This window comes from Novosphingobium sp. GV079 (assembly GCF_003058045.1).
In the GTDB taxonomy this organism is placed as follows: domain Bacteria; phylum Pseudomonadota; class Alphaproteobacteria; order Sphingomonadales; family Sphingomonadaceae; genus Novosphingobium; species Novosphingobium capsulatum.
Map to the genome: position 1 here is coordinate 49,188 of NZ_QBUE01000003.1, position 19,170 is coordinate 68,357.

Sequence of the window (19,170 nt, forward strand, 5' to 3'; positions counted from 1 at the left end):
GACCGCGTTGATTTCCGCGTCCGCTGCCGAGACCGCAGCGGCGCGAGAAAAATGCAGATTTTCCAACCACCGAGCCAGCAAACCCGGCGACAATCGTGTTCATGCGGCTTTTATGCCACACATAGTGTTACAAATCCCTGCATATCATGACCATGCGTTGACCATCCTGCCAGACAAAAACTATCGGCACGGGGCGATCACATCCCGGTGATGTTGTCAGCACCAAAAAATCACATTGCAGGACGATACCACAATGAAGAAGATCTTTGCCCTTGGCGCCGCCACGGCTGCTTTTGCTTGCGCCGCCCCCGCGATGGCTCAGGAAGTTGCCAATCACAGCGGCTTCACCGTTGGCGTTGTTGGTGGTTACGATCACGTGACCCTGGCCGTTCAGGGCGACAAGGGCAGCAAGGACGGCTTCGTCTATGGCGTCGTCGCCGGCTATGACTATGCCATGGGCCAGGGCAGCGTGGGCGTTGAACTGGAAGCCGATGGTTCGACCGTCAAGGAAAGCGATGGCACCGTGGCGCTCAAGGCCGGCCGTGACCTCTATGCCGGCGTGCGTGCGGCCTATGCCGTCAACCCGCAGGTTTCGGTCTATGCCAAGGGCGGCTACACCAACGCCCGCCTGCACCTTGACTATGGCAACACCGGCTATGGCTTCAACAACGGCGGTTTCCGTCTGGGCGGCGGCGTGGAAGTGGCCGTGAGCCAGCCGATCGTGGCCCGCGTTGAATATCGCTATTCCGACTATGGCCACACCTACATCGAAGGCCAGAACACCGGCATTTCGGTGCGTCGCCACCAGGTCGTTGCCGCGCTCGTCACGCGCTTCTGATCGGTTGTGCCGGGGCGCTGTTACGGCGCCCCGGACGCCAGGCGCGCCATGGCCGCGCCATCCAGCGGCCCGGCCCGCAGGAAGCCCTGGAACAGGTCGACACCCTCTTGCGCCAGCACGGCCAGCTGCGCATCGTTTTCCACTCCTTCGGCCACGACGCTGAGTGACAGCGCCCGGGCCATGGCGACCATCGCGGCCAGGATCGCGCGATCGCGGCCATCGTGCGCCACATCGCGCACCAACGAGCGATCGAGCTTGAGCGTATCGAGCGGCAGCGCCTTGAGCGTGCGGAAGTTGGAAAAGCCGGTGCCGAAATCATCGAGCGCCACCGCCACGCCGCGTGCCGCCAGCGTGCGCAGCGCCGCCGCACATGCATCGAAATCGGCAATCAGGGTCTGTTCGGTAATCTCGATCGTCAACCGATCGGGGGCAAAGCCGGCCGCATCGGAGCGCGCCAAAAGGGCTGGCGCGAAATCGGGCAAGGCAAAATCCTCGGCCGTAACGTTGAGCGACAGGCGCAGCGGCGCTGGCCAGTCATGGGCCCCGGCCAGCGCCGTACTGGCAATCGCATGCGATAGCGGCGCCATCTGGTCGGCGCGCTCGGCCACGGCAAACAGCGTTTCCGCGCCGATCCGCCCCAGGCCAGGATGCTCCCACCGCGCCAGTGCCTCGGCCCCGGCCAGCATACCATCGCCCACGCGAAACTGCGGCTGATAGAGCACGGCGATTTCCTGGCGATGCAGCGCGCCGATGAGGTCGGCCTCCAGCCGGGCCACGCTGCGCCCGCGCGCGCGGTGGCGGCCATCGGCCCAGGCCAGGCGCCGCGCGCCACCGACCATGAGTTGCGCCAGGGCCTGGTCCAGCCGATCGAGCAGCGCGCTGCCGCCTTCCAGCGCCTGGCCGCGCAGCAACGCGATGCGCGGCAGCAGCCGCACAGCATCGCCGCCCAGCGCCAGCGGCCGGGCAATGCTGCGTCCCAGCCCTTGGGCCAGAACCTGCCAGCGTTCGCGGCTGAGGCGGCTGGCTGAAGCGACGAGAAATTCCCCGCCCGAAACCCGCGCCACCAGTGGCGGCCCATCGCCGCCCTCGCCCGGCGCCAGTTCCTCGGCGGCGAAATGCGCAATGCGCCGCGCCACTTCGGCCAGCACGCGATCGCCGCCGCCATGGCCGAATGCCAGGTTCACCGCCTGGAACCGGTTGAGGCCGATCAGCATGGCCTGCACCGATCCCTGCGCGCCCGCCCGATCAAGCCAGTCGCGCGCCTGCGCGGCCGTGGCCAGCCCGGTTAAGCCGTCCTGCATCAAGCCGTCCTGCCCAGGGGCGATGGCAGGGAGAACAGGCGGCAAATCGGGGCTGGCAGGCATGGTCATCTTCCCCTCGCCCTAGCAGAGCCACGCGCCGGCTGTCTGCCCCCGGGCACACCTGGGACATTTTCGCGTTGCGCCATTATGGGGCGCCCCATATCACGCCCCCAGCTTTGCCGCGCCACTGCGGCGAAAGCGACATGCGCCGCGATTCCTGCGGCCGGGAACGGGTGACAATGGCTGCGATCGGTTCGGCAAACAGTGCCACATATGAAAAGCTCGCGCTGCTGGCGTCTCCCACCGATCGGGCCCAGGCAGAAGCAGCCGTGCTCAAGAAAAGCCGCGATTGGGTGCCGTTCGCCGAGGCAGAGGCGGTCGTCGTGCTGGGCGGCGATGGCTACATGCTGCAGGTGCTGCACTACATGCTCGATTTCGATCGCGTGCTGCCCGCCTATGGCCTGAACCTGGGCACCGTTGGCTTCCTGATGAACAAGCACAAGAGCAGCCGCACGCTGGAAGAGCGCATCGCCCGCGCCCGTCCCGTGGCGATCAGCCCGCTGCGTATGGACGCGACCACCGCCAGCGGCGAAACGCAAAGCTGCTATGCCATCAACGAAGTGTCGCTGCTGCGCGAAACCCGCCAGACCGCCAAGCTGGAAGTGGTGGTCAACGGTAAGACCCGCATTCCCGAACTGTCGTGCGATGGCGTGCTGGTGGCAACGCCGGCCGGCTCCACCGCCTATAACCTGTCCGCCAATGGCCCGATCCTGCCGCTGGGCGCCAATATCCTGGCGCTCACCCCGATCAGCCCGTTCCGCCCCCGACGCTGGCGCGGGGCGATTTTGCCCGATACCGCCGAAATCGTGTTTCGCGTGCTCGAATCGGTCAAGCGGCCGGTGCTTGTCGTGGCTGACCAGAAAGAGGTGCGCGATATCAGTGAAGTGCGCGTAAGCGCCTGGCGCGAGCATCAGCTCACCCTGCTGTTCGATCGCGGCCGCAGCCTGGACGAACGCATCTTTGCCGAACAGTTCATGAGCTGATCGCACAGCGCGCGCTGTGGAAAAATTTGCCCGGCGGCGGGTTGCCATGCACGAAATGAGTGCTATTAGCGCGCACCTGTCCTGGGCAACCGGGACTGCTCCCTGATAGCTCAGCGGTAGAGCTCTCGACTGTTAATCGAGCGGCCGTAGGTTCGAATCCTACTCAGGGAGCCATCTTCTTCTGCTGTATGGCAGAACACCGCCTTGTCCCGGCCATGCCGGGCCTGTTCCCTGATAGCTCAGCGGTAGAGCTCTCGACTGTTAATCGAGCGGCCGTAGGTTCGAATCCTACTCAGGGAGCCACCCTTCTAGCACTGGATATTGCGGCCGGCGAAGGATCGCATCATGCTGCGGCGGTCATTTCCAATGCCGGATACTATCGCCGCCATGTTCCTTCGCCCCGCCGCCATCGCGTTTGCCGTGCTCGTCGCAACGCCCCTCGCCGCGCACGCCGCGCCGGCCCATCCAAGCAGCCCTGCGCATCCGGCCTATGCGGTGTTCGCCGGCCTCGGCCCCGATGGCCGTCCGATCCGCTTTGAAGATCATGGCACGCGCTATCGGCTGCGCCTGCACGGCCATGTGCGCGAAGGCGATCTCAACACCGAACGCGGCTGGAAAAGCGATCCTGACGCCACGCTCTACGTGCTCGATTGGCAGGGCCCGGCTGCGCAGCAAACACGGCTGGTGCGCCGCACCGGCAAGCGCGACGTGCTGTTCCTGGATAGCCACGACAACATCGCGCGCCCGGTCACCCGCCTGGCGCGCGTCACCCCGCGCGCAGGCCGCTGACCGGGCTTTACCCGCGCAGCAGCGCGGTCATCGTGGCGCGATAGCGCGCTGCAATCGCGGCCCGGGCAATGTGGCGTCCGCCCTGCACCACCTGCCGACCCCTGCGCCACACGCCATCGACCAGGCTGCTGCCGCCGGCAAAAATCCAGGCGTCAATTGCACTTTCCGGCCTGTGGCCAGCCAGAGCGGGATGGGCGGAATCAAGCGTAACGAAATCGGCAGGCGAGCCCACCGCCAGGCCGGTATGTGTCTGTCCCAGCGCTTGCGCCCCGCCGGCAAGGCAGGCGCGCAGCAGCGTTTCCCCGGTCGAGGCGCCCGGCCCTTGCGCCAGCACGGCCCGGCCGCGCTGGTCCAGGCGCTGGCCATATTCCAGCAGGCGCAATTCCTCGGCCGCATCGATCCGCACGTTGGAATCGCTGCCCACGCCGATCCCGCCACCGGCCGCCAGAAACGCGCCAGCGGGAAACAGCCCATCGCCCAGGTTTGCCTCGGTAATCGGGCATAGCCCCGCCACCGCGCCGCTGCGCGCCAAGGCCAGCGTTTCAGCCGGCGTCATGTGCGTAGCGTGGACCAGGCACCACTGCGCGTCGACGCCGGCGCGGTCGAGCAGCAATTCCACCGGGCGCTGCCCGCTCCACGCCAGGCAATCGTCCACTTCCTTTACCTGTTCGGCAATGTGGATGTGGATCGGCCCACCCTCGGCCAACGCGGTCACCTGCGCCAACTGGTCGAGCGTGACCGCGCGCAGGCTGTGCGGCGCCACGCCCACCACCGCATCGGGCAAGGCCGCAGCATGGCCGCGCGCTGCCTCCACCAGGCGGGCAAAGCCATCAAGGTCGGTGATGAACCGCGCCTGCCCGGCGCTGGGCGGCTGCCCGCCAAACCCGGAATGGCTATAGAGCACGGGCAGCAGCGTCAGGCCTATGCCGGTCTCCTGCGCGGCGGCAACCACGGCGGCGGCCATCTGCGCCCGATCGGCATAGGGCTGCCCCGCCACATCGTGGTGCAGATAGTGAAACTCACCCACGCGGGTAAAGCCGGTTTCCAGCATTTCCACCTGCGCCTGCGCGGCAATGGCCAGCAGGTCTTCGGGCGTTACCTGCCCGACGAAGCGATACATCGCCTCGCGCCAGGTCCAGAAACTGTCTGCGTCCGGCCCGGCACGTTCGGCCAGGCCAGCCATGGCGCGCTGAAAGGCGTGGCTATGCAAATTGGGCAGGCCGGGCATGGCCCAGCCGTGCCGCGTCTCTGCGCCGCGCGGGGCCTGATCCGCCACGATCGCGGCAATCTGCCCACCCGCCAGGGTCACCCGCACATCGCGCGCCCACCCTGTGCCCAGCCAGGCCGCATCGAAGAACAGGGTTTGAGAATCCGCTTGCATCGCCACGCTCCTTGCGTGATTATGTATATACATTATTGCACCCCGGCAAGGACCAACCCAGCATGCGCTGTGACACGATCTGGACCAATGCGCACCTTGTCACGATGGCGGGGCAAGGCCCCGACGCTGACGCGCTGGGGCGCATTGAAAACGGTCTGATCGCCGCACGTGACGGGGTTATCGTCTATGCCGGGCCGGCCGCGGCAGCGCCGGCGCTGGAGGCAGACGCAACGGTCGATTGCCAGGGCCGCTGGATCACCCCCGGCCTGATCGATGCGCACACCCACCTGGTTTTTGCCGGCAACCGTTCCGACGAATGGGAAGCCCGGCTGGCCGGCGCCACCTACCAGGATATCGCCCGCGCCGGCGGCGGGATCATGGCCACGGTGCGCGCCACGCGCGGCGCCAGTGTCGATGATCTGGTTCGGGCCGCGCTGCCGCGCCTAGATGCGCTGCTGGCACAAGGGGCTACCAGCGTCGAAATCAAATCAGGCTACGGCCTGACGCTCGAGGCAGAACGCGCGATGCTACTGGCTGCGCGGCAACTGGGCCAGGTGCGGCCGGTGCGCATCGTCACCACGTTCCTGGGTGCCCACGCGCTGCCGCCCGAATGGGCCGGCAATGCCGATGGCTATATCGCGCAACTGGCCGACGATTGGCTGCCCACGCTGGCGGCAGAGGGGCTGGTCGATGCGGTCGATGCCTTTTGCGAAGGCATTGCCTTTTCGCCGGCACAGGTCGATCGCCTGTTCCGCGCGGCCCGCGCGCTCGGCCTGCCGGTGCGCCTGCACGCCGAACAGCTTTCCAACCTTGGCGGCGCGGCACTGGCCGCCAGCCACGGCGCGCTCTGCGCCGATCATCTCGAACATCTCGACCAGGCGGGCATTGCCGCAATGGCGCAAGCTGGCACCGTGGCGGTGCTGCTGCCCGGCGCGTTCTATTTCATGCGCGAAACCATCAAGCCGCCGATCGCCGCGCTGCGCGCCGCCGGCGTGCCCATGGCCATCGCCACGGATTGCAACCCCGGCACGTCGCCGCTCACCGCGCTGCTGCTAGCGATGAACATGGGCGCCACGCTGTTCGGCCTGACAGTGGATGAATGCCTGGCCGGCGCCACGGTTCATGCCGCCCGCGCGCTGGGCCTGGCCGGCACGCTGGGCCAGCTTGTGCCTGGCCAACGCGCCGACCTGGCAATCTGGAATATCGCGCGCCCGGCCGATCTTGTTCACGGGATGGGCGCAGCGCCGCTCCATGCCCGCATCTGGAGTGGAAAATGACCCAAATCGTCCTCACCCCTGGCGCCGCCACGCTGGCCGATTGGCGCGCGATCCACGGTGGCGCCGATGTCGTGCTGCATGATGATGCCTGGGGCGCGATCGCGGCCAGCGCCGCGGCCGTCGCGCGCATCCTGGCCAAGGGCGATGCCGTCTATGGCATCAACACCGGCTTTGGCAAACTTGCCAGCGTGCGCATCGCCGATGAAGACTTGGCGGCCCTGCAACGCAATATCGTGCTCAGCCATGCCGCCGGCACCGGCGCCCCCTCGCCCGTCCCTGTAGTGCGGCTGATGATGGCACTCAAGCTCGCCAGCCTGGCGCAGGGCGCCTCGGGCGTGCAGGTGGCCACCGTGCGCTTGCTGGCAGACATGCTGGCGCGCGGCCTGGTACCGGTGGTGCCGTGCCAGGGTTCGGTGGGTGCCAGCGGCGATCTTGCCCCGCTTTCGCACATGACCGCCACGATGCTGGGCGTTGGCGAGATTTTCGTGAACGGCGTGGCTCTGCCCGCCGCGCAGGCCCTGGCCGATCATGGCCTCGCCCCCATCGCGCTGGGGCCCAAGGAAGGCCTGGCGCTGCTCAACGGCACGCAGTTTTCCACGGCCAATGCGCTGGCCGGGCTGTTTGCGGCCGAACGCCTGCTCGCCACCGGCCTTGTCACCGGCGCCCTGTCGACCGAGGCGGCGCGCGGAACGGATACCCCGTTCGATCATCGCATCCATGCCCTGCGCGGCCATGGCGGGCAGATCGAAACTGCCGCCACCTTGCGCGCGCTGATGGCCGGCAGCGCCATCCGCGCCAGCCACGCAGTGGATGATCCGCGCGTGCAGGACCCCTATTGCCTGCGCTGCCAGCCCCAAGTGATGGGCGCCGCGCTCGACGTGCTGCGCCAGGCCGCGCGCACGCTGGAAATCGAGGCCAACGGCGTCACCGACAATCCGTTGATTTTCCCCGATGCCGATGAAGCGCTGTCGGGCGGTAACTTCCATGCCGAGCCAGTGGCCTTTGCCGCCGACATGATCGCCCTGGCGCTGGCCGAAATCGGCTCGCTGTCGGAGCGGCGCCTGGCCATGCTGGTCGATCCCGCGCTGTCGGGCCTGCCCGCGTTCCTCACCCCGCTGCCGGGGCTGCATTCCGGCTTCATGATCCCGCAGGTCACGGCCGCAGCCCTGGTTTCGGAAAACAAGCAGCGCGCCGCGCCGTGCAGCGTCGATTCCATTCCCACGTCGGCCAACCAGGAAGACCACGTGTCGATGGCCGCCCACGGCGCGCGGCGCCTGCTCGACATGGCGGGCAACCTCGATGCGATCCTCGGCCTCGAACTGCTCGCCGCCGTGCAGGGCATCGAATTTCACGCGCCGTTGCGGTCAAGCGACGAGCTGGAGGCGGTGCGCGCGATGTTGCGCGGCGTGGTGCCTGCTCTGGTCGAAGACCGCCATTTTGCACCCGACATTGCCGTCGCGCGTGGCATGGTCGAGCGCGGTGCCGTGCTGGCGGCGTGCCCGCTGCAACTGCCGGTGCTGGGCTGATGGACTGGCTCACCATCCAGCGCGGCGCCGCACCGCTGATCGTGGCCTTTCCCCACGGCGGCACCAATCTGGCCGGGTGCGCCTTCGGCTCGGAATGGCTGGCCCGGCGCGATACCGATTGGTGGATCGGCGAAGTCTATGACTTTGCCCGCGATCTCGACGCCACGCTGGTGGCGACGGGCATTTCGCGCAGCGTGATCGATGCCAACCGCGATCCTTCGGGTGCATCGCTCTATCCCGGCATGGCCACCACCGGCCTGTGCCCGGAAACCACGTTCGATGGCGAACCGCTGATCCATGCCCCGCTGGCGGAGGGCGAAATCGCCCACCGCCGCGAAACCTGGCACGCGCCCTATCACGCCGCGTTGGCGACCGAAATGGAACGGCTTCGTTCCATTCACCCGCGCGTGGTGCTCTATGATGCGCATTCGATCCGCAGCCGCGTGCCCCGCCTGTTTCCCGGGGAACTGCCGCTGTTCAACATCGGCACCAACGATGGCCGCTCTTGCGCGCCAGAGCTGGAATCAGCCGTTGCCACCGTCTGCGCCGCCAGCGGCGAAAGCCACGTGGTCAACGGCCGCTTCAAAGGCGGCTGGACCACGCGCCACCATGGCGATCCCGCGCGCGGCATCCACGCCGTGCAGATGGAACTGGCGATGCGCGGCTATTTGGCGGAACCGGCGGAGCCCACGGCGGAAAACTGGCCGCCCCGCCCCGATCCACGGCGCCTTGCCCACCTGCAACCCATCCTGAAGCGCGTGCTCAGCGCCTGCCTTGCCTTTGCTGGAGAATGACGATGACCCGTTTGGACAACAGCCGCGTGATCCGCCCCGCCACGGGCACGGACCTGACCGCCAAGTCATGGCTGACCGAAGCGCCGCTGCGCATGCTGATGAACAACCTGCATCCCGATGTGGCCGAACGGCCCGAGGAATTGGTGGTCTATGGCGGGATCGGCCGCGCCGCGCGCGATTGGGAAAGCTATGACAAGATCGTCGAAACCCTGCGCCGCCTGGACGATGATCAGACCCTGCTGGTGCAATCAGGCAAGCCGGTGGGCGTGTTCCGCACCCATGCCGATGCGCCGCGCGTGCTGATCGCCAATTCCAACCTGGTGCCGGAATGGGCCAATTGGGAGCATTTCAACGAGCTCGATCGCAAGGGCCTGGCCATGTATGGCCAGATGACCGCCGGCTCGTGGATCTATATCGGCACCCAGGGCATCGTCCAGGGCACGTACGAAACCTTCGTCGAGATGGGCCGTCAACACCATGGTGGCGATCTTTCCGGCAAGTGGCTGCTCACTGCGGGCCTGGGCGGCATGGGTGGCGCGCAGCCGCTAGCCGCGGTTATGGCTGGCGCATCGTGCCTGGCGATTGAATGCCAGCGCAGCCGGATCGAGATGCGCCTGCGCACCGGATACCTCGATCACGCCGCCGAAACCCTCGACGAAGCGATGGCCATCATCCGCCAGTCCTGCGCCGACAAGAAGCCGGTGTCGGTGGGCCTGATCGGCAACGCCGCCGAAATCCTGCCGCAGATGCTCGACGCCGGCATCCTGCCCGACCTGTTGACCGACCAGACCAGCGCGCACGATCCCATCAACGGCTATCTGCCCGCCGGATGGACCGTGGCGGAATGGATCGACAAGCGCGAGCGCGAGCCGGAAAGCGTTACCAGAGCCGCCCGCGTCAGCATGGCCACCCATGTGCGCGCCTTGCTGGAATTTCAGGCGCGCGGCGTGCCCACCACCGACTATGGCAACAACATCCGCCAGGTCGCCTTTGATGAAGGCGTTGAAAACGCGTTTGATTTCCCCGGGTTTGTGCCGGCCTACATCCGCCCGCTGTTCTGCCGGGGGATTGGCCCGTTCCGCTGGGCGGCGCTTTCTGGTGACCCGGAAGACATCTACAAGACCGACCAGAAGGTGAAGGAGTTGCTGCCCGACAACGCCCATCTGCACAACTGGCTGGACATGGCGCGCGAGCGTATCCACTTCCAGGGCCTGCCGGCGCGGATCTGCTGGGTGGGCCTGGGGGACCGCCACCGCCTGGGCCTGGCGTTCAACGAGATGGTCGCCAAGGGCGAACTCAAGGCGCCGGTGGTGATCGGGCGCGATCACCTCGACAGCGGATCGGTCGCCAGCCCCAACCGCGAGACCGAGGCCATGCTCGATGGATCAGATGCCGTGTCGGATTGGCCGCTGCTCAATGCCCTGCTCAACACCGCCAGCGGCGCCACCTGGGTGTCGCTGCACCATGGCGGCGGCGTGGGCATGGGCTATTCCCAGCATTCGGGCATGGTGATCTTGGCTGACGGCACGCCAGAGGCAGCGCGCCGCCTGGAACGCGTGCTGTGGAACGACCCGGCCACCGGCGTGATGCGCCATGCTGATGCCGGCTATGCCATCGCCCAGGATTGCGCCCGCGAAAAGGGGTTGGACCTGCCCGGCATTCTGGGCTGATCCAGCCGCTGGTCGATCCCCGCCGGAACCGGCGCGCTGACCGCGTGACGGCCGATCCGGCGGGGGCAGACTATTCCCCCAATATGATCCTAAATATTTGGATACGCGTCAGGAAATCTATTGTAACAGCGGCACGCAAGACAACTTTTGCGGGACCGATCGAAACGATGGCATATACAATTCGCACCATTCGCATGGCTGTTCCACTGGCATGCGGATTGCTCGCAGCCTGCGGCGGTGATGGCCCGGTCAATTCCGTATCAGCGAGCAAGCCTTTTCCGCAGAGCACATCGGGCACGTTTTCCGCCGCAACGGCCACGCAAACCTACACCGGCAGCCTGAGCAGCGGCCAATTCGGCAGCCAGTTCAGCAAGCCACTGGCAGTGACGCCCGCCACCACGGCAAGCGTCAACGCAGCCACGACAATCGCCTATGACGCCGCGACGGGAACCTATACCGTGCAGGCGGGCAGCACATCAGCCAGCTTCACCGCCGCCGACAAGATGCCGTCGAGCGACTATACTACCAGTTTCAACAAAGGTGGCGACAGCCTGACGCTGTATGGCAACGCGCAGCCGGGCAATACGGCAACCGCCCCTGTCAGCCTGAGCTACACCAGCTTTGGCAAATGGACCCACGTCGACGCGAGCGCCGACCAGACCGACATCCGCTATTACGTATTTGGCGAAATGTCGGGCAGCAAGGGCATGCCCACCAGCGGTTCGGCCACCTATGCCACCACCGTTTCGGGCACGATGCTGGCATACAACTATGCCCCGGCCACACTGAGCGACCTTACCGGGACGGCAACGTTCACGGCCGATTTCGCCCAGGGCACGGTCAGCACTGGCCTGTCCCTCCGCGCGGTCGGGAATCCCACCGAAGGCAGCGCAGGCGTCTACAGCGGCAGCGGCACGATCGCGAAAGACCAGTTTGCCGGTACGTTCACCAGCGGCACCAACTACTTTGCCAGCGGTGCATTCAACGGTGCCTTCTTCGGGCCATCAGCGGCAGAGATGGGCTATACGTTCGCGATCAAGGGCCACAATCCTGATCCTTATGCCGGCGCCAGCGTATCACCCGGCGACATTTCCATCGTCGGGGCCGTGGTCGGCGCGAAGAAGTAGCCCCTGCCCCGCGCTGCACTCCACAGCCGTCGTCCAGCGCGAGGCCGCCCCGGATCGTCTGCCCTGGCCCTAGCGCCAGCGCGACGATCCGGCCAGCCGGGGTGGCACGGAGTGGTGGTCAGTTGGGCCGCTTCAGAAATAGCGCTCACCGACGCGGATCGTGTCGCCGGGCAAAACCGCCACTGGCGCACCGCTGCGCAGCGATACGCTGTGTTCGGCCGAGGTGGTCTGCCGCCGCAGGAATGCCGTCTTTTCGTTGGCGCGATAGGTAAATCCGCCGGCCTTGGCGATGGCCTGCTCCACCGTCATGCCCGAGGCATAGGGATATTCTCCCGGCTTGTTCACCTCTCCCAGAATATAGAACGGGCGGTAGTTGAGCACTTCCACACTGACGCGCGGATCGTTGACATAAGCGCCCGCCAGCCGACCGGTAATCTCGTGCGTTACGTCGTCGATGGTGTGGTTTCCCGCCTGGACCACGCCGATGAGGGGAAAGGCCACGGCCCCGGTGGAGGTGACGTTGTATTCGCCGGTCAGTGTCGGCTCGTTGAACACGGTGATGCGCAGCTTGTCACCTGCGCCCACCCGATAGCCCGCCAGCCCAGTGGCGCGGTCCACCGCCGATAGCGGCTGCGCCGTGGTGCCCGCGCACCCCGGCAACAACAGGGCGAAGCCCAGCACGGCCGCCAGCATGGCGGGCCGGGCCGCCCGGGCCATGGCAGCATGGCGCGAGAGACCATGATCGATATGGGGAATCACGTTACACCCTCCGTGTGCGTTCGTTTCCCGGTTGTTCTATGCCGCGCCCTTGCGAAGACAATGCAGCGGCCCGGGATGAAAACTCCGACTTGGAGGCTTTCCGGAACGATCGGAATCGCCGGTTAGGCCGGGCGGCGGGCTTGGCCATGCCTAATCGATGGCCGTCGGGCGGAACCGGCCAGCGCGCCGTATATGCGGGCAAATCCTACGCATTTTTCCGGTGCCATACGCGGATTTACCGATAGCCGACGGCGCGATTGCCACCCGGCCTGCGCCACCCGCCGCACCCCTCTCCTGGGCCCGGATCAGCCGGCTGCAAGGGGTGCCAAGCGGTGCCGCGCTATTGCTCCGCTGCGGATATGCTTGGCCTTCCTTGCGCGGGCGAACCGCCACAGGCTGAGGTCATACCGGGAGCGGGCAAGGCCTGGGGTGCCAATGGCGCCGCCGCCATGCGCGCCGGGTGCAGAGCTTGACTTGGCCGAAGGGGGCAATGGTGAACACCGCAATCGACTTTTATCGCGCGCCAGCCGGCATCGTGCCGGCCACGCCGGCCGAGCCGCGGGCCAACAACGCAGCGGCAACCGACCGCATCGATCTGCGGCGGCTGATGGCCATGTTCCGCCGGCGCATCGGCGTGTTCCTGGGCGTTTTGCTGGGCGTGCTGGCGATCGGCATGGTGATCACGGCGTTGCAACCGCGCACCTATCAGGCCCGCGCCGAAGTCACGCTCAACAGCAAGTTGCAGCCGGTCGCGCCGACCAGCACGAACGACCGCACCGACCAGCCCGCCATTCCCAGCGAGAGCTTTGTCGATACGCAGGTTTCGGTAATCACCTCGGAAGCCAACACGGCCGCTGTTGCCGATGCCCTGGGCCTGGCGCACGATCCGCGCTTTGCCCCATCGCCAGACGAAGGGAAAGCCGCCAACACCAAATCTGCTAGCGCCCAGCAAAGCGCGCGCGAGGCAGCCATTGCCTACCTGGCCAAGAACGTGGCGGCGCAGCGCATCGGCACGACCTATGGCATCGCCATCACGTTTGAAAGCAGCGACCCGCAGGAGGCTGCGCGCATCGCCAACGCCTTTGCCGAGCAATACACGCTGGGCGCGCTGGAGAACAAGCGCAGCGGCGCGCGGGAAACCACCGGGGTGATCGCCAACCGGCTGGAACAGCTGCGCCAACAGGCGCTGGCCGATAGTGCGACGGTGCAACGCTATCGCATCGCGCATAACCTGCTCAGCACCACGCAGGGCACGCTGACCGAGCAGGAAATCTCGTCGTACAACCAGGAAGTGACCGCTGCCCGTGCACAGGCGAGCGAGGATGCCGCACGCCTGGAAGCGGCGCAGCGCCAGTTGCAGGCCGGTGGCAGCGGCGGCGTGGGCGAAGCCTCGCTCTCGCCGGTGATCGGCCAGATGCGCGCACAGCAAGCCAGCCTTGCCGCCGAATTTGCCGCCATGTCATCACGCTATGGCCCACAGCATCCTGAAGTGCTGCGCTCCAAGGCGCAACTTGATGCCGTGAACCGGCAAATCGCCGCCGAAACCCAACGCGTGATGGCCAGCCTCGAAGCCAAGGCCCGGGTATCGCAGCAACGGCTGTCGTCGCTTGCCGGTTCGCTCGATGCCTCGCGCGGGGCACTGGCGCAGAACAACGCGGCGCAAGTGGGGCTCGACGATCTGCAGAAGCGCGCCGAAACCTCCAACGCGCTTTATGAAAGCTATCTCAACCGCTTCAAGGAACTGACCGCGCGCGAAGGCACCGAGCAGGCCGACGCCGACATGCTGCACCGCGCCGATATTCCGCGCCACCCCAACAGCCCGCACATACTGATCAATGGCGTACTGGCCCTGGCGCTGGGCACCGGGCTTGGCATCGCCGCCGCGTTCCTGGCGGAAATGACCTTCACCGGCCTGACCACGGGTGAGGATATCGAAGAGCGCATGGGCGTGCGCTATCTGTGCGCCATTCCCACGCTGCAATCGGTGGCGCGACGCGGGGAGCGGGTGCCGGCCAGCGCCCTGCTGGAAGATCCGCGTTCGGTCTTTGCCGAAAGCTTCCGCTCGCTGCGCGCCTCGATCGCGATGAACACCACCGAAGCGCGGATCATCGCCATCACCTCTGCCCTGCCCGAGGAAGGCAAGACCACTACGTCGATCTGCCTGGCGCGCTCGATGGCGGCGGCAGGTGACCGCATCCTGCTGATCGACGGCGATCTGCGTCACCAGGGCGTCAGCCGGTTCCTGCGCGGCGGCGAAGGGCGCCCTGGCCTGATGGAAGTGCTGCACGGCACGGCCCGCCTCGACGATGCGCTGGTTGTCGATCCTGGCACGGGTCTCTCGATCCTGCCGCTCTGCGCCGAGGCGGGGGACCGCGCCGAACTGATGACCGGGGTGGAAATGGATCGCCTGCTTGCCACAGCGCGCGAGCGGTTCGATGCGGTGATCATCGATACCGCGCCTGTGCTGCCCATCGCTGACGCCCGCCTCTTGCTGGGCAAGGCCGATGCCTCCGTCTTCGTGGTGCGCTGGCGCAAGACGCCGGAGCAGGCCCTGCGCGCCGCGCTGCGCCTGCTGCCGATCGATCGCGTGCAATTGGCCGGCGTCGCCCTCACTCGCGTGGACATGCGCAAGCAGCCGCGTTTCGACTATGGCGAGACCGCATTCTACCGCAGCTATGAGAGCTATTATGCCTGAGCGGCGGCGCGTGGCGGGCCGATCCACTGCGCCTGCGGACACAGCGGTGGCTGTTACCGCACCGGGCAAAGTCGGCACGGCCGACGTGCCGGCTTTGCCACTGCATGTACCGGAAACGGCGCGACGGCGCGAGGACCATGGTGCGCGGCTGGTGCTGCCCGCCACTCCAGAGCGCGCGGCGATCCCGGCGGTCCATCCAAGCGCAGACCCACGCCGCCGCTTTGCTCGCGTGGCCATCGTGCATTACTGGCTGGTGACGATGCGCGGCGGGGAGCGCGTGCTGGAACGCCTGCTGCGCCTGTTTCCCCAGGCCGATATCTTTACCCACGTATATAACCCGGCAGCCGTTTCGGACACGATCCGCCGCCACAAGGTAACAACCAGCTTCATCCAGCATCTGCCCGGCGCACGGCGCCATTATCAAAGCTATCTGCCGCTCATGCCCATGGCGCTCGAGCAGTTGGACCTGCGCGGCTATGATCTGGTGATCAGCAGCGAAAGCGGGCCGGCCAAGGGCGTGATCACCGCGCCCGATGCCTTGCACCTCAGCTACGTTCATTCGCCCATGCGCTATCTGTGGGACCACTATCACGATTATCGCAATGCCGCCGGGATGGTCAGCCGGGCGATGATGCCGCTGCTGTGCCACCGCCTGCGTGCATGGGATGCCAGCTCCGCCGCGCGGGTGGATCGCATCGTGGCCAATTCGCGCTTTATCCAGCGGCGCATTGCCAAGGCGTGGCGGCGCGAGGCCGATGTGGTGCACCCGCCGGTAGAGATCGACCTGTTCGATCGCGCCGATGCAGTGGGGCCGGCCTATCTCTGGGTAGGGCAGATGGTGCCCTACAAGCGGCCCGACCTGGCGATCGATGCGTTCAACGCACTGGGTCTGCCGCTGGTGATGGTGGGCGATGGGCCGCTCGCCGCGGCTATGCGCCGCCGCGCCGGGCCCAACATCACCATGCTGCCACGCTTGCCCTTCCCCGCGCTGCGCCGCGCCTATGCGCAGTGCCGCGCCCTGGTCTTTCCGGCGGAAGAGGATTTCGGCATCGTGCCGGTGGAGGTGATCGCCTCGGGCCGGCCCGTGCTCGCCTATGCCGGCGGCGGCGCGCTCGACAGCGTGACGCAAGACCTGACAGGCCAGTTCTTTGCCAGCCAAAGCGTGGAATCGCTCATCGCCGGGGTGAAGGCGATGGAAGCATGGTTGCCGCATTTCGATCCAGCCGCCGCCATGGCCGATGCCCGCCGCTTTGCGCCCGACCGGTTCGACCAGGGGCTGTTGCATGCGCTGGAATAGGGCGCGGCGGCCCACCGTCTTCGTGCTCGCAAAATCGTCTGCCACTTTCTGACCAGGGGATAGCCATGGCCACGCATCTCGCCCCCGCTTCGACCGATCATGACGCCCCGGCCTTGCCACTCCCCCCTGCGGCAGGCCCACTAGACTGGCAAACTACGCCGCGCGTTGCGGTCGATGCGCCGCCCGTGGTTGGCCTCAGCGGCCGACTGGCGCGCTGGCTCGCCGCCCTCCAGCCGCGCAATCGGCTGGCCACGCTTGCCACGCGACTGGCATTGCGGCGGCGCGGCATAGTGCCCGGGCACCGCTTTTTCGTGCACGGCCATCGCCCGCGCCTGATCGGCAAGGGCCAAATTCGCATCGGCGCGCGGGTCAACCTGCGTGGTGACATGGCGCCGGTGCGCATCGAGGTGGCGCGCGGCGCGCTGGTCACGCTGGCGGATCGCGCCTTTCTTAACGCCGGGGTGCAATTGATCTGCCACAGCGCGATCGAGATCGGCCCGCATTGCCGCATCGGCCCCGATTGCGTGCTGTGCGACACCAACCACCACCCGGTGCACCAGGGCGATGGCGTGCGCGTGGCGCCGATCCGGCTGGGCCGCAATGTGTGGCTGGGGCGCGGGGTGATCGTACTGCCGGGCGTGACCATCGGCGATCATGCCGTGGTCGCAGCCGGCGCAGTGGTGACCCAGGATATTCCAGCCGCGCAGGTGTGGCGCGGCAACCCTGCCAGCTTTGCCAAGGCGGTGCGCTGCGCGCCCGATTTCATCCGGCCATGATGGCGCCGTTCCCTTCCATTTCTATCGTCCTGCTTGTGCGGAGCCTGCGATGCAATTGACCTTCATCGGCGCGATCCAGGTGCTGTTGGGCCTGAGCCTGTTCCTTGCCGGATCGATCGAGGCGATGTTCGCATTCCTGCTGGTTTCGACGCTGTTTGGCGGCTCGGCCGCGATCGTGCTGCCGATGCTGGGCGGGTCGTCGATCCCGCCGGTGCAGTTTGCCCTGGTGTTCATGGCGCTGCGCCTGCTGGTGCCCGGTGCCGGGAATGGCATGGCGGTGGGCCAGGCGGCGCGGGCCAATATCTGGCTGGCGACGTTCATCCTCTATGGCGCGGTGCTGGCATTTATCGGCCCGCGCCTGTTTGCCGGGCAGATCGACGTGACGCCGATGCGCGGCAAGGTGGAAGCACGCTATATCTCCATGCGCGCCTATATCTATTCCACCCGCCCATTGAGCTTTTCCACCCAAAACATCACCACCACGGTCTATCTGGTTGGCACCCTGCTGACCGCGATTGCCGCGCACGTGGTGTGCAGCAAGGAGCGCGGGCGCCGCGTGTTCGTGCGCACCATGGCGATCGCCGGGCTGGTGCACGGCCTGATCGGCTTTCTCAGCGTGGCGGCCAAGGGCACTCCGGTGGACACCGTGCTCGCCCTGTTCCGCAACGGGTCTTATGCCCAGCTCGATCATAGCTATCGCGGGTTCGTGCGCATGGCCGGGCTATGGCCCGAGGCATCGGGCTTTGCCTGGTTTGGGATCAACTGGTTCGTGTTCCTGTTCGAATGCTGGCTGCGCCGCGTGGATACCCGCTTCACCGGGCTGGCGGCCTTTGTGCTGGCAGCGGCGCTGCTGTGCAGCACGGCAACCACGGCCTATGTCGGCCTGGGCATCTATGGCGCGCTGGTGCTGGGGCGCAGCTTGCTATTGCCAGGCGCGATGCCGGCCGATCGCGCCCTGATCATTGCCGGCGCGGGCCTGGCCATGATCGTGTTGATCACCGGGCTGATGATCGCCCACCCGGTGCTGGTCAACGATGCGACGGAACTGCTGCGCCACATGACGGTGGACAAGGGCCAGTCGCTGTCTGGCGAACAGCGCGGCTTCTGGGCCTGGCAGGGCTGGCATGCCTTTGTCGCCACGCATGGCATCGGCATCGGGCCGGGCAGCTTCCGCTCGTCCAGCCTGGCAACCGCCGTGCTCGGCTGCACCGGCCTGATCGGCGCGACGGCGATGATCGTGCACATGATCAGCGCGTTCAAACCGACGCGGCTGTCCACCTATGTCCCCTCGCCCGACATGGCGCTGTCCACCGGCGCGGCCTGCGCGTGGGCAGCGGTGGTCGATGCCGTGGTCGCCTCGCTGTCCTCTCCCACCTGCGACCCGGGAACGGACTTTGCCATCCTGACCGGCGCCGCCTTGGCCCTGCGCCCGATCGTGCCCCGCCTGACCCCATGGCGCGGCCCGGTGCGGCGGCTGCCGCCATTGCAACTTTCCCCCGCGATGGCGCTGGGCAGCGCCATGCCCGAGCCGGCATTTTCGACGCAGCCGGCGGAGTGAGGGGTATCGGCTTAGCGGGCGGAATAACGGCGCAGCCGGAGGAGCGCTGTGCCCGCCGATTGCCACCAAAGGAGCAGAAGCAGGCGCGGTCAACTGACCGATTGGCAGACACCAGTCGCACTGCACCATCGCGCGTTGGATTGCCGAACAAATTCAAACGACAGCTTGCGCTTATTTGAGGACATGCTGGCGTTTTGCACAAGCAGAACAGCTGGACCCCGGATCAAGTCCGGGGTGACGGTAAGTCGATTTATGGCTTGAAATCTACATCACCCCGGACTTGATCCGGCGTCCAGCCATCTTTCTTGCGCAATGTAGCTACGACTAATCGTTAAACTT

The 19,170-nt window shown here is 66.7% G+C and carries 16 protein-coding genes and 2 tRNA genes; 14 read left to right on the top strand and 4 right to left on the bottom strand.

The window, feature by feature from the left end:
- Positions 1–127: 127 nt before the first annotated feature.
- Positions 128–376, bottom strand: coding sequence for a hypothetical protein (locus tag C8K14_RS22980; protein WP_233250926.1), 249 nt, complete (start codon positions 374–376; stop codon positions 128–130).
- Between C8K14_RS22980 and C8K14_RS04000 the strand changes: the two genes are divergently transcribed.
- Positions 314–838, top strand: coding sequence for an outer membrane protein (locus tag C8K14_RS04000; RefSeq protein ID WP_231627546.1), 525 nt, complete (start codon positions 314–316; stop codon positions 836–838). The two genes, C8K14_RS22980 and C8K14_RS04000, sit on opposite strands and share 63 nt — an antisense overlap.
- A gap of 20 nt (positions 839–858) precedes the next feature.
- Here C8K14_RS04000 and C8K14_RS04005 read toward each other — a convergent pair whose 3' ends face one another.
- Complete coding sequence (locus C8K14_RS04005) at positions 859–2,208, bottom strand: bifunctional diguanylate cyclase/phosphodiesterase (RefSeq protein ID WP_107715808.1); 1,350 nt, start codon at positions 2,206–2,208, stop codon at positions 859–861.
- A 170-nt stretch (positions 2,209–2,378) separates the two neighbouring features.
- On the opposite strand from C8K14_RS04005, the gene C8K14_RS04010 reads away from it, so the two are divergent.
- From C8K14_RS04010 to C8K14_RS04025, 4 genes are all read left to right on the top strand, one after another.
- Complete coding sequence (locus C8K14_RS04010; RefSeq protein WP_043609077.1) at positions 2,379–3,182, top strand: NAD kinase; 804 nt, start codon at positions 2,379–2,381, stop codon at positions 3,180–3,182.
- Between the two features lie 99 nt (positions 3,183–3,281).
- A tRNA-Asn gene (locus tag C8K14_RS04015) sits at positions 3,282–3,356 on the top strand.
- 54 nt (positions 3,357–3,410) lie between these two features.
- Positions 3,411–3,485: transfer RNA gene (locus C8K14_RS04020), tRNA-Asn, on the top strand.
- Between the two features lie 84 nt (positions 3,486–3,569).
- On the top strand, positions 3,570–3,971 hold the full coding sequence (locus C8K14_RS04025; protein ID WP_133726756.1) for a hypothetical protein: 402 nt from the start codon (positions 3,570–3,572) through the stop codon (positions 3,969–3,971).
- A gap of 7 nt (positions 3,972–3,978) precedes the next feature.
- Here the strand turns inward: C8K14_RS04025 and C8K14_RS04030 are convergent, their stop codons facing one another.
- The gene (locus C8K14_RS04030) at positions 3,979–5,352 is read right to left on the bottom strand and encodes a formimidoylglutamate deiminase (RefSeq protein ID WP_107715810.1); all 1,374 of its coding nucleotides are present in this window, start codon (positions 5,350–5,352) and stop codon (positions 3,979–3,981) included.
- Between the two features lie 62 nt (positions 5,353–5,414).
- Here C8K14_RS04030 and hutI point away from each other — a divergent pair, with 62 nt between their 5' ends.
- The 5 genes from hutI (at position 5,415) to C8K14_RS04055 (ending at position 11,746) form a co-directional block, all read left to right on the top strand.
- A complete protein-coding gene (hutI, locus tag C8K14_RS04035) occupies positions 5,415–6,629 on the top strand; it encodes an imidazolonepropionase (protein WP_107715811.1) in 1,215 nt (404 codons plus the stop codon).
- Positions 6,626–8,155 (top strand): histidine ammonia-lyase, encoded by a 1,530-nt coding sequence (gene hutH / locus C8K14_RS04040; protein ID WP_107715812.1) that lies wholly within the window; start codon positions 6,626–6,628, stop codon positions 8,153–8,155. Before hutI ends, hutH begins: the two co-directional genes overlap by 4 nt.
- Positions 8,155–8,949 carry an N-formylglutamate deformylase gene (hutG, locus tag C8K14_RS04045; protein WP_107715813.1) on the top strand — a complete coding sequence of 265 codons (795 nt, stop codon included), beginning with the start codon at positions 8,155–8,157 and terminating at the stop codon, positions 8,947–8,949. Before hutH ends, hutG begins: the two co-directional genes overlap by 1 nt.
- 2 nt (positions 8,950–8,951) lie before the next feature.
- Positions 8,952–10,619, top strand: coding sequence for a urocanate hydratase (gene hutU / locus C8K14_RS04050; RefSeq protein WP_107715814.1), 1,668 nt, complete (start codon positions 8,952–8,954; stop codon positions 10,617–10,619).
- Between the two features lie 194 nt (positions 10,620–10,813).
- On the top strand, positions 10,814–11,746 hold the full coding sequence (locus C8K14_RS04055) for a transferrin-binding protein-like solute binding protein (RefSeq protein ID WP_158274714.1): 933 nt from the start codon (positions 10,814–10,816) through the stop codon (positions 11,744–11,746).
- A gap of 132 nt (positions 11,747–11,878) precedes the next feature.
- Here the strand turns inward: C8K14_RS04055 and C8K14_RS04060 are convergent, their stop codons facing one another.
- A complete protein-coding gene (locus tag C8K14_RS04060) occupies positions 11,879–12,505 on the bottom strand; it encodes a polysaccharide biosynthesis/export family protein (protein WP_233250895.1) in 627 nt (208 codons plus the stop codon).
- A gap of 490 nt (positions 12,506–12,995) precedes the next feature.
- Here C8K14_RS04060 and C8K14_RS04065 point away from each other — a divergent pair, with 490 nt between their 5' ends.
- From C8K14_RS04065 to C8K14_RS04085, 4 genes are all read left to right on the top strand, one after another.
- Positions 12,996–15,200 carry a polysaccharide biosynthesis tyrosine autokinase gene (locus C8K14_RS04065; RefSeq protein ID WP_107715816.1) on the top strand — a complete coding sequence of 735 codons (2,205 nt, stop codon included), beginning with the start codon at positions 12,996–12,998 and terminating at the stop codon, positions 15,198–15,200.
- Positions 15,201–15,459: 259 nt separating this feature from the next.
- On the top strand, positions 15,460–16,497 hold the full coding sequence (locus C8K14_RS04070; protein ID WP_107715996.1) for a glycosyltransferase: 1,038 nt from the start codon (positions 15,460–15,462) through the stop codon (positions 16,495–16,497).
- Between the two features lie 65 nt (positions 16,498–16,562).
- Positions 16,563–17,273 carry a DapH/DapD/GlmU-related protein gene (locus C8K14_RS23185; RefSeq protein WP_304593148.1) on the top strand — a complete coding sequence of 237 codons (711 nt, stop codon included), beginning with the start codon at positions 16,563–16,565 and terminating at the stop codon, positions 17,271–17,273.
- Between the two features lie 49 nt (positions 17,274–17,322).
- Positions 17,323–18,831, top strand: a complete 1,509-nt coding sequence (locus C8K14_RS04085) for a hypothetical protein (protein WP_107715818.1) — start codon at positions 17,323–17,325, stop codon at positions 18,829–18,831.
- The last annotated feature ends 339 nt before the right edge of the window (positions 18,832–19,170 follow it).